General features: G+C 36.0%; 12 protein-coding genes and 2 tRNA genes. 1 reads left to right on the plus strand and 13 read right to left on the minus strand.

Going from position 1 to position 9,985, the window contains the following annotated elements; translation table 11 throughout:
* The 13 genes from BUB12_RS16525 to BUB12_RS16595 all read right to left on the minus strand — a co-directional run.
* On the minus strand, nucleotides 1–151 hold a 151-nt coding region (locus BUB12_RS16525), incomplete at its 3' end, for a MerR family transcriptional regulator (RefSeq protein ID WP_143155660.1).
* An 827-nt stretch (nucleotides 152–978) separates the two neighbouring features.
* Nucleotides 979–1,407 (minus strand): hypothetical protein, encoded by a 429-nt coding sequence (locus tag BUB12_RS16535; RefSeq protein WP_072892016.1) that lies wholly within the window; start codon nucleotides 1,405–1,407, stop codon nucleotides 979–981.
* A gap of 175 nt (nucleotides 1,408–1,582) precedes the next feature.
* The gene (locus tag BUB12_RS16540) at nucleotides 1,583–2,047 is read right to left on the minus strand and encodes a hypothetical protein (RefSeq protein ID WP_072892017.1); all 465 of its coding nucleotides are present in this window, start codon (nucleotides 2,045–2,047) and stop codon (nucleotides 1,583–1,585) included.
* A gap of 65 nt (nucleotides 2,048–2,112) precedes the next feature.
* The gene (locus BUB12_RS16545) at nucleotides 2,113–2,511 is read right to left on the minus strand and encodes a VOC family protein (protein WP_072892018.1); all 399 of its coding nucleotides are present in this window, start codon (nucleotides 2,509–2,511) and stop codon (nucleotides 2,113–2,115) included.
* Nucleotides 2,512–2,890: 379 nt separating this feature from the next.
* Complete coding sequence (locus BUB12_RS16555; protein ID WP_072892019.1) at nucleotides 2,891–3,559, minus strand: DNA alkylation repair protein; 669 nt, start codon at nucleotides 3,557–3,559, stop codon at nucleotides 2,891–2,893.
* A gap of 217 nt (nucleotides 3,560–3,776) precedes the next feature.
* Nucleotides 3,777–3,850, minus strand: a tRNA-Arg gene (locus BUB12_RS16560).
* A 6-nt stretch (nucleotides 3,851–3,856) separates the two neighbouring features.
* A tRNA-Gly gene (locus tag BUB12_RS16565) sits at nucleotides 3,857–3,930 on the minus strand.
* Nucleotides 3,931–4,450: 520 nt separating this feature from the next.
* Nucleotides 4,451–4,960 carry a metallophosphoesterase family protein gene (locus tag BUB12_RS16570; RefSeq protein WP_072892020.1) on the minus strand — a complete coding sequence of 170 codons (510 nt, stop codon included), beginning with the start codon at nucleotides 4,958–4,960 and terminating at the stop codon, nucleotides 4,451–4,453.
* 11 nt (nucleotides 4,961–4,971) lie between these two features.
* Nucleotides 4,972–5,568, minus strand: a complete 597-nt coding sequence (locus BUB12_RS16575; protein ID WP_072892021.1) for an XTP/dITP diphosphatase — start codon at nucleotides 5,566–5,568, stop codon at nucleotides 4,972–4,974.
* Nucleotides 5,568–6,332 (minus strand): ribonuclease PH, encoded by a 765-nt coding sequence (rph, locus tag BUB12_RS16580; protein WP_072892022.1) that lies wholly within the window; start codon nucleotides 6,330–6,332, stop codon nucleotides 5,568–5,570. Before rph ends, BUB12_RS16575 begins: the two co-directional genes overlap by 1 nt.
* Before the next feature lie 137 nt (nucleotides 6,333–6,469).
* Nucleotides 6,470–7,528, minus strand: coding sequence for a GerMN domain-containing protein (locus tag BUB12_RS16585; RefSeq protein WP_072892023.1), 1,059 nt, complete (start codon nucleotides 7,526–7,528; stop codon nucleotides 6,470–6,472).
* Nucleotides 7,529–7,635: 107 nt separating this feature from the next.
* Nucleotides 7,636–8,448 (minus strand): glutamate racemase, encoded by an 813-nt coding sequence (gene racE / locus BUB12_RS16590; protein WP_072892027.1) that lies wholly within the window; start codon nucleotides 8,446–8,448, stop codon nucleotides 7,636–7,638.
* Nucleotides 8,449–8,473: 25 nt separating this feature from the next.
* Nucleotides 8,474–8,926: a MarR family winged helix-turn-helix transcriptional regulator gene (locus tag BUB12_RS16595; RefSeq protein WP_072892024.1), complete on the minus strand. Its 453-nt coding sequence runs from the start codon at nucleotides 8,924–8,926 to the stop codon at nucleotides 8,474–8,476.
* A 256-nt stretch (nucleotides 8,927–9,182) separates the two neighbouring features.
* Here BUB12_RS16595 and BUB12_RS16600 point away from each other — a divergent pair, with 256 nt between their 5' ends.
* Nucleotides 9,183–9,407 carry a helix-turn-helix domain-containing protein gene (locus tag BUB12_RS16600; protein WP_072892025.1) on the plus strand — a complete coding sequence of 75 codons (225 nt, stop codon included), beginning with the start codon at nucleotides 9,183–9,185 and terminating at the stop codon, nucleotides 9,405–9,407.
* Nucleotides 9,408–9,985: the final 578 nt, after the last annotated feature.

A 9,985-nucleotide genomic window follows, 5' to 3' on the forward strand; every position in this document is an offset into this window, starting at 1 on the left:
TCAAAGTGATGAGGTCATTCCTCGAATACTTGCGATACATATTGTCATCGCGAGTAGGTGAGAGGATCCCAATCCGATCATAATATCGGAGTGTATCCTTGGATATCCCTAGTTTTTGTGAAACCTCTTGAATAGAATAAAGTTTTTCCATGATTGAACAAAAGCGCAAGCGCCCGGTTAGCGACGTATGGACTGTACTGAGCCGTAGGAGATAAAGGAAACACGACGACCAGAGGGAGTCGATGTTGACTTATCGTACGGAGGTGAAGGAAGTCTCACTAGTCGCTGGGCGCTGGAGCTGGACGTGGCTATACTTCTATATAAGTTATCAACAGGTATATATATTTGTAATTTCCTATACCACAAGAATATCATTGGAGTTGACTCCAATGTCAAGTGGTATTTTTGTTTTTTTCTGAATACATAGAGAGATGGGAACGGTTCTCATTTTTCACTTCTAATGAAACAAAAGAACCGTTCCCAGTTATCATTGATTGTATTAGAACCCCATTAGTTGAACAAAATATTTATATATTCTCTATTAAAAAACAAAATCAAATCACCAATTGCACCGATACAAAAAAATATGAAGTAGTAACTTGCACTTGTTATTTCCTTATTAAATAACTCTTTAAATGCTTGAATGAAAAGTTTCTCGAAGTTAAACCAACTTAATATCCAACCGCTTAAAAGAAAGATTATAATTATCATTCTTTGATTTCACCTTCTTAATATCTATAATTTGGAACAAAAGTAAAATAATTCTTTACCTGTATTTTATTACAAATAATTGTTAGCCTGCTTAATAACTTATATCTACCTAAATACTAACATAATATTCCAAAAATATTATTTAAAATTTAACCATAAGTAAAAGGCAACCTTATTAGATTACCTTCTTTAAATATTGCCCCTTTAGTCCAACTTCTCCAAAATCAAATAATCTTTTGTTTTATATTGTATTCACTTAATATTTTTTTACCTTTCTATAATTTCGAAATGATTGTCCCATAGCTTTTGGTATAATCCTTTATATTTACTTACTTGCGTAGAATCTACCATTTGAAAATCTAAATCACTAATTTCTGCTGAATACTCGCTAAACTCTTTATCGCTCTCTTTAAGTGTGAATTCTACTTCTAAATGCTCATTTTCATTTTTAAACAGAATTACAAGTTTATCCTCTTTCAACTCATACACGCCTTCTTCATCATCCCTCGTATTTTTCACTTTATTCCCATCTGAAAATTCTAATGTCATCACAGGTGTATAGTTAGCAGAAGTATCATTTGGCGACATCGCCACCACACTAATATCGAACGTTTTTCCCGATAATTCGTCGTTATTGCTACAAGCTGATAATAAAAATACAACTAATAGTAATAGAAAAAATAACCATTTTTTCAAAACAATATTCCCCTTCTTGAATATGTAATATCTTCTTTATATATTCTTCTTACGAATGAACTCGATAAAAGATTCAAAAAATAAAAACGGTATAACCACAAGAAAAAGGCGAGCCACTTGGATCACCTTGTTTTACTCAGCAACCGTTTCAATATGAATTTATAATGGAGGACTATTAGATAGACAAATCAATAAATTCTAGTTCAGTTTCTGCTTCTGCTTTCGAACGATAAACGGTAATTTTATTATAAGGTTTCATGTTGTCTCGCCACGCTCCTATATTACTCAGAAAATCTTCTTCATTTTCAGAAATTATAAAGCACTCTAAATCCCTATTGATATAACAAATTGGTGTGTCACTTTCCGAAACACACTGTTGATAAACAGTTCCGATAAATCCACCTTTACTATCTTTTGCCATAATATCTACATGTGGAACCGTAAAAATCTCTATATGTGGAATATCATCTTCAAAGATAAATTGAATATCATAATCGATAGCACATTTTTGATACTCTTCATTTTTATTGTTAGCACTCATAGGAAAAATTGTTGTCCCTGCTGGTATAACTTCAGTATCTTCTATATCTACAACCACGGCTCCCATTAATTCTGTTCTATCTAGATAAACTTTTCTCATATAAACCCCCGTTTAACAATTTATACTTTTTTTATTGGTATGAATAGGGTATTAAGTTCTTCATATTATTTAGGTAAATTTAGTTGCCAGGAAACTCCATAACGGTCATTTATCCAGCCAAATTTCTTACTGAATCCATAATCTCCTATTGGCATAAGTGCTTGTCCACCTTCAATCAGTTTCTGATAAAGATTGTCAAGTTCTTCTTCAGTATCACAAGTAACAAATATTGAGAATGAAGGTGTAAAGGAAAACTGATGTTTAATATTGCTGTCTATGCACATAAATTCTTGACCTTTTAAGGTGAAAGTAGCCTGCATAACAGTTCCTTCATCCCCACTTTCATTTGCACCATATCGAACAATATTTGTAATTGCTGAATCCTCAATCAGAGATGTGTAAAAATTCATTGCCTCTTCTGCTTTGCCATCTTGAAACATTAAAAATGGTGTGACCTTTTCCATTATAAATCTACTCCTTTTTCGAATCTATTTTCTAAATTATAATTCAACCTATATTTATAATATCCATTCTTTTACTAACCGTTAGCGTAATAACTTCCCCCTAAACACTCATACAAGAAGCAGACGAAACAACATCAGGACCTGCATTTATTACACTGGAAGATCCAGATGGTAATCCAGTTTTAATTGACCAGCATCGGTGATAATGGGTAATATATATCTAATAATGTGTGATTTAGTTTAGTATAGCAAAAAACTCCTAGACGTCTAGGAGTTTTGTTATGACAGGATTTTCTTTAACAATCTGTAATGTCACTAGACGTGATTCAATCCAGCCACAACTGTTTTTATCATTCGCTTGTCGCAACTGCAACCTATATTATTTATCAAGTCGTTTATTAACTTCGATCGTAATGAACTCCGGTAAATAATCTGGAGTACATCCTTTTGCTACCATTTTACCTTTGTAAAGACCAGTTTTCTCACCAAGTTTAATACAACGGTCTCGATATTTTTCATCATAAACGCCGATCCAACCTGCAGTGAAATTCATAGCCCATTGAACTTCTGGTTCTTCCTGTGCCATATTAGCTTCTAATGCAGATAATAAGTCAGCAGTATTGTCAGGTGAAGTTTTACCAGTCCATCTCAATCGTGCTTGGTAATACCAAAAAGCTCGCCTTTGAAGAGCAGAAGGGCTATTTTTCCATGACTCCATCAGCGCAATTGTCTTCTTGCTTTTGGTAAGTTGATTAGCCATTAACCAATCCATTAAATTATTACGCTCATCAAAAGTGTGAGTCTGCATATCACTATCAAGCTTCTCTAGTACATCTTCTGAAAGAAGTTTTTTATCCATAATTAAGATTGCTAATAATCTAGGCAAATACCTTTCGCTTGACCATAGTTCCATAGCGAGTTGGTGATCTTTTTTAATTTCCTTCGCGATTTTTCGTACGTCACCTAGCTTAGTGTTACTATTGATTTGAGATAAGAAATTTCCCGCTTTTGAAGAGAGGTTTTCTACTGTAGCATTATTTTCATTCATTTTATATCACTCCTTATAATTAGAAATGTATAATACGTCCCGAATGGAATAATTAAAAAGTAACTGATTGCAGTAGTGTTATTCCAAAGTTTACCTTTTTTACATTGTAACATATTTCCTACTATTGATTTCTATTTATCAGAGTCAGGAGCCACTTCCGATAAAAAAACACGTTAAACCACTAATAAGTGTTTAACGTGTTTTCTAGTTATTGTGACGTCCCAGGAGAGATTCGAACTCCCGACCCACAGCTTAGAAGGCTGTTGCTCTATCCTGCTGAGCTACTGGGACATATTATGGAGCGGGTGAAGGGAATCGAACCCTCGACATCAGCTTGGAAGGCTGAGGTTTTACCACTAAACTACACCCGCATGGATTATTGAATTATAATGTTGTCTTGTTTACGCTCAATCATGTCCCTGCATCTGCTAGCATATTCATAGTTGTTTATGCTTCGGGACAACTCGTAGATTATTCGGCAGATGTCTTGCTCGTGGCTGAGGTTTTACCACTAAACTACACCCGCATGGATTATTGATTTATGATGTTGTTTTTCTAATTAACAATTGCTAATTGCTATTGTTTTGTCACAAAGATTATTATATTGATTTAAGTTTACTTTGTCAACACCTTAAACTTTATTTTAAAACCTACAATGATAAAAGGAATACGGAACATGTTAAAAATCAATGATTTAACGGAATGAGGAACCACCACCTGATTGAGGTGGTCCCTGGTTCCGTTAAAGAACAGAAAACAGTAAATTTTACAGGGAAAGAAGCAAATAACGGAACGTGGACTACACAACGTGTTTAAAACAGACGTTTTTCCGATAATAACGGAATGAGGAACCCCCACCCATTCGAAGTGGTCCCCCGTTCCGTTAATACCTTAAAGCTCTGTATGATATGTCATATCTTCTACAACTTCTCCATTCGTGTTGTAAAATGTTACGCTAATATCTTCTTTTGTATTCCATGTAACAATCGCATATGTTTTATCTGGTCTATTCCTTGGCATGCGAATACTACCCGGATTTATAAATAATTGCTGATCAATTTTTTCGGCACCAGCAACATGGGAATGTCCAAAACAGACAACATTCGCTTGAACCTCTTCTGCACGATAAGCTAATTTCATCAGATTCATCTTAACATTGTAAAGATGGCCATGAGTTACGTAGAAGGTCAAATCACCAACTTGAACAATTTGATCATCAGGAAATTGAGGATCAAAATCACAATTTCCTCCTACTTTAATATACCCTCCTAACTCTTTACTATCTGGGTGCAATTCGGAATCTCCACAATGGATGAAATATGTAGGGTCATGGCGTTCCTTAATCTCTAATAGCTCATTTGTCAGCCCATGACTGTCACTTACAATCACTACACTGTTCATACTATCACCTCTTATTGAAGCCCCTTCAACCAATCCTCTAATTGAACAATTGCATTACTTCTATGGCTTATCTTACTTTTTTCATCAGGAGATAATTGGGCCATCGTTTTCTCATAGCCTTTTGGGATAAAGATGGGATCATAGCCAAACCCATTTTCCCCACGAGGTTCCAATCCAATTTTCCCCTCACAATACCCTTTACGGAATACGGTTTTCTCCCCAGGAGTTGCAATTGCTAATACACAAACAAATCTTGCTGTGCGTTCATGGTCTGGAACATCTTTTAATTCTTCTAATACTTTTTCGTAATTTTTACGGTCATCCTTTGGTTCACCAGCATATCTGGCGGAAAAGATTCCTGGTCTTCCCTCTAAAAAGTCAATCTCTAATCCAGAATCATCGGATAGTACGGGGATATTTAATAGATTAGAAATTTCCTCAGCTTTAATAGCAGCATTTTCTTCAAAGGTTGAACCAGTTTCTTCAATATCATCAATCGGCTCATCTAAGTCCAAAAGTGATTTCGCTTCTATTCCATATTTAGAAAAGAATGCTTTGAACTCTTTTGCTTTCCCTTTATTTTTGGTTGCAATCATGATTTCTTTCATTATTTCGATCCACTACCTTTCACCGTTTCTCCAACTCTGTCGGCTAAAGGTCCAATAATTTCTTTTTGTATATCAAATATTTCCATAAGTCCTTCGCTTGCAAGGTTTAACATCGTATGTAGTTGGTCCATAGAGAATGTTGCTTCTTCTCCTGTTCCTTGAATTTCTACAAATTCACCAGAACCTGTCATCACAACATTCATATCAACTTGTGCAGTAGAGTCTTCTATATAGTTAAGATCTAATATTTCAGTTCCGTCTTCAAGTATCCCCACAGATGTCGCTCCTAAAAAGTCAGTGACAGGCATTTTGTTTATCGTTTTGTTTTCAAGCAATTTCCCAAACGCTAATACAACAGCAACAAAAGCACCTGTTATGGATGCCGTTCTTGTACCACCATCAGCTTGGATTACGTCACAATCCACCCATACGGTTCTTTCTCCAATACTATTTAAATCTACTACAGAGCGTAAAGCTCGTCCGATAAGACGTTGAATTTCCATCGTTCTTCCACTAACTTTACCTTTGGATGATTCTCTAATATTACGATCTTGCGTAGCCCTTGGCAGCATAGCATATTCTGCTGTAATCCACCCTTTTCCTTGGCCACGCATAAAAGGAGGAACTCTGTCTTCAATGCTTGCGTTACAAATTACTTTTGTATCGCCAACTTGAATTAACACAGAACCTTCTGGATGTTTTACAAAATTTGGTGTCATGGTTATTGGTCTTAAACTGTTAAATTTTCGTTCATCATTTCTCATTTTTCATCCTCCTTGATACACAACTAGCTTAACATATTTTATACAAATGCAACATGTTCATACATTATGGCGACACTGTGTTCAAAAGAATTAAGACCATAAGAAAAGGAGGATAGCAAGTATCCCCCTTTAACACATTATAATTTTTCTGATGGATTAAGTGTTTCCGTTGTAACTGGCTCGTTGTACACTTCGCCACTCTCATTAGCAATTTGATCCACATTTTCTACCCTTACATTGACAGCTTCAATAGACTCTTGTTCTGTAAGCGTTCGTACTAATGATTCCATTACTTCATCAGAAATCACTTGATTTTCCATATCGATCAATACATTTTCATTAAACACTAACTCTAGTACACCATCTTCTAGATTCGGTTTATCTACTAACAATGTCCCTTGGTTGAAAATATGCATAACATTAGTAGCATATCCAGGGCCTTCAATTAGTCGTTCAACTACTGCTTGAAGTTCATCTCCGTTATTATTCTCCACATGCTGTGTCACAGGAACAAAATATTGATTATCATCATGTTCTGTTGGGAAATACATTGTCACTGCTTTACTGTTGATTAAGTCAACCGTATCCGAATGAACAACATTAATTCCATTAGCTCTTGAATACCCATTAGCTACAGGTGTCCCATTAACAGGCATTGCTTTTACTTCATGTCCATTCATCCACAGTTCTACTCGCTCTACTCCATCAAATTGAGTTAACGTCCAAGTCATCGACTCTAATATCTTTAACTCATCTTCTGGTTGATAACTTGCAAAATCCTCAGATACATCAACAATCATTGTTCCATCCTCTTGTAAATCTAAGCCAAGTATTTCTGTTTCAGCTGGTAAAACTGCTCCAAATCCATTTGGAAGCAATTCTGTAATCGGACCATCCTTTACAAGATATTCCAAGGCCTGTGTTGCTACTTCTTTCGATTCTGGCATTGGGATTTCTAATGTTTGTGGTACAACTAATCCATTTGAATCAAGTAAGTAAAGCTCCCTTTCTACTGTTGACGGCTCATCTGTTTGAACACTAGATGTGTCTCCTGTATTGCCATCTACTGCTTCAGCATTTGGTGGTGGTGGATCCATTTCCTCCTGTTGGGATTGTTCGTCACTACCGAAACATCCTGTTAAGATTAGTGCAATACTAACCGTTATTAGTAAAAACAACAATCGGCGTATTCTCATGTAATTCCCTCCTACGATGGTTTGTACTATTATGTATACGAGCCTATCGTAAAATTAGACCAACCGATTGTAATAAATAAATAAAAAAATCAGGGAGACCCCTGATTTTAGATAACTGCTTTTTCTATCGTAACTGATTTTAAATTATCGATAGAACTGTGGAAGATGCTTTGGGTAATCTTTGTAAACAGCCCCAATTCACCAGTTGTATAGAACTCATGATTAACTGGTCCATCGTCATTATTTAAGAGCTGATGAACTTCCAATATCGTACTAGTTTCTCTAGCTGTCTCTTCACTGGAGGAGATTAATGTTACTTCATCTCCAACAACTTTTTGGATCACATCTTTGATCAATGGATAATGCGTACACCCAAGGATCAACGTATCAATATTATGCAAAGCCTTTAATGGACGTAAAGACTTCTCCACAATATGCTCTGCTTTTATCCCTGATAGAATACCTTGTTCCACCATTGGTACAAACATTGGGCACGCTAATGATTCAACACGTAATTCAGGCTTTATACTATGCAATGCTTTAGGATATGCTTCACTCTTCACTGTACCTTCCGTACCTATTACACCGATATAGTCATTCGTTGTAAAATTAATTGCAGCCCTTGCTCCTGGTTGAATGACTCCAACGACTGGAATATTTAGTTTTTCTTGAAGGTCAGGTAACGTGTAAGCTGTGGCAGTATTACAAGCAACGATTAACATTTTAATATCCTTTTGGATTAAGAAATCAACCATTTCCCAAGTAAATGTCTGCACTTCTTCCTTTGTCCTCGGACCGTACGGACATCTCAACGTATCCCCTAAGTAAATAAGTTTCTCTTTTGGTAGCTGTCGCATTAATTCATGTACTACTGTCAATCCACCGACCCCAGAATCGATGACACCTATAGGTTGGTTCAAAAAAATCGCCTCTTCTTTGATGATGTTATTTTTCATTGATGCTCTTCATCTGTACATGTAATTGTCCTAAAAGTTCAATTAACGTTTGTGTCTGTTCTAAATCAAAGGTTTCTAATACTTCCCCTAAGTATTCTTGTCGTTTTAAAATTACTTCATTAATAATCTTCTTCCCTTTATCTAACACATGGATTCGAACGACACGACGGTCATTAGAATCTCTTATTCTTTCAACTAATTCATTTTTTTCCATTCGATCAACAAGGTCCGTTGTTGTACTAAAGGCTAATCCATTTTTTGCAGATAGTTCCCCTATCGTTAAATCGCCTTCTTCTAATAGCCATTGTAAGGCAATGAACTGTGGGTTGGTTATTGGGTAATTATTGAGGATTTTTCTACCGTTATGCTTGATTGCCCCTGATATATGTCGTAATGTTTTTTCTAACTTAGCAATTGCTTCATTTGTAATTTCCGTTTCCAAAATGTAACCTCCCGTAATAATCCCTCTGCTATAGTCATATTTTATCATAAAAACACAAAAAACCTTACATTTTGTCTTTAAAAACATAAAAATGATTGGAATCTATCCTATATTTTCCAATGCCTAAGTGTTAATTCAATATATTTAACAACCTAGGTAAATGTGCGCACTGTTTATTAAGATTTTCATAAGCTATTATTGACTAAATAATTTCCCTTCACACTGCGGCTCTATGACAGCAAGGAGGGGTTAACATTTGAAGGACAACGACTACAAACCGAAGCAATTATTAACAAAACGAGAAAAGGAAGTTTTTGAACTCTTAGTACAAGATAAAACAACTAAAGAAATTGCCCAGGAATTGTTTATATCTGAAAAGACTGTCCGTAACCACATTTCAAATGCTATGCAAAAATTAGGAGTCAAGGGGCGTTCTCAAGCAGTAGTTGAGCTTATTCGTATGGGAGAATTAAAGCTCTAATGAAGTGAGTCTTCAATTATCGGGGGATGCTTAAATCCCCCATAATTGTTAGATGGATGCAATACATAGAATATCGCTATTTTAAGGCGCAAGAAAAGCGCAGAGCGCCCGCTTTGCGACGTACTGACTGCGCCAGCGCAACGCTGGTGGTTCAATGTTGCCACGCAAAGTGGCGATTTTAATTGAACATACTTTCGTAGGAGATAAAGGAAACATGCCCCTTCATAGGGATATGTCGACGTTGGACGCAAAGTCCGGTTTTAGTCGACCTTCCTTTTTATCGGAGTCGATGTTGACTTATCGTACGGAGGCGAAGGAAGTCTCGCTAGTCGCAGGCACTCGGAGCTAGACATCTCTGAAATTTTATACATTCTTATCTTTAAAGTAAACCGACTTTCCATTTGAAAGTCGGCCACTCTTTACCCATTAACCAATTTTGTTCTCATTTCTTCACTTAATGGGGCAGGTTTTCCTGTTGTTGGGTGGATGTATACTAATCTCCCTCTACCAGTGAAACACCATTCCCCTTTTTCATTTAACGCTAAGTAATGAATATCAATTGATGTATTACCCACTTT

It is taken from the genome of Ornithinibacillus halophilus (assembly GCF_900129485.1).
Lineage (GTDB): Bacteria > Bacillota > Bacilli > Bacillales > Amphibacillaceae > Ornithinibacillus > Ornithinibacillus halophilus.

What these genes read in the sequence shown, in the direction of transcription:
- BUB12_RS16540 (WP_072892017.1), bottom strand. Translation starts at nt 2,047, where the DNA reads ATGAGAAAAGTTTATCTAGATAGAACAGAATTAATGGGAGCCGTGGTT.
- BUB12_RS16545 (WP_072892018.1), bottom strand. Translation starts at nt 2,511, where the DNA reads ATGGAAAAGGTCACACCATTTTTAATGTTTCAAGATGGCAAAGCAGAA.
- BUB12_RS16555 (WP_072892019.1), bottom strand. Translation starts at nt 3,559, where the DNA reads ATGAATGAAAATAATGCTACAGTAGAAAACCTCTCTTCAAAAGCGGGA.
- BUB12_RS16570 (WP_072892020.1), bottom strand. Translation starts at nt 4,960, where the DNA reads ATGAACAGTGTAGTGATTGTAAGTGACAGTCATGGGCTGACAAATGAG.
- BUB12_RS16575 (WP_072892021.1), bottom strand. Translation starts at nt 5,568, where the DNA reads ATGAAAGAAATCATGATTGCAACCAAAAATAAAGGGAAAGCAAAAGAG.
- rph (WP_072892022.1), bottom strand. Translation starts at nt 6,332, where the DNA reads ATGAGAAATGATGAACGAAAATTTAACAGTTTAAGACCAATAACCATG.
- BUB12_RS16585 (WP_072892023.1), bottom strand. Translation starts at nt 7,528, where the DNA reads ATGAGAATACGCCGATTGTTGTTTTTACTAATAACGGTTAGTATTGCA.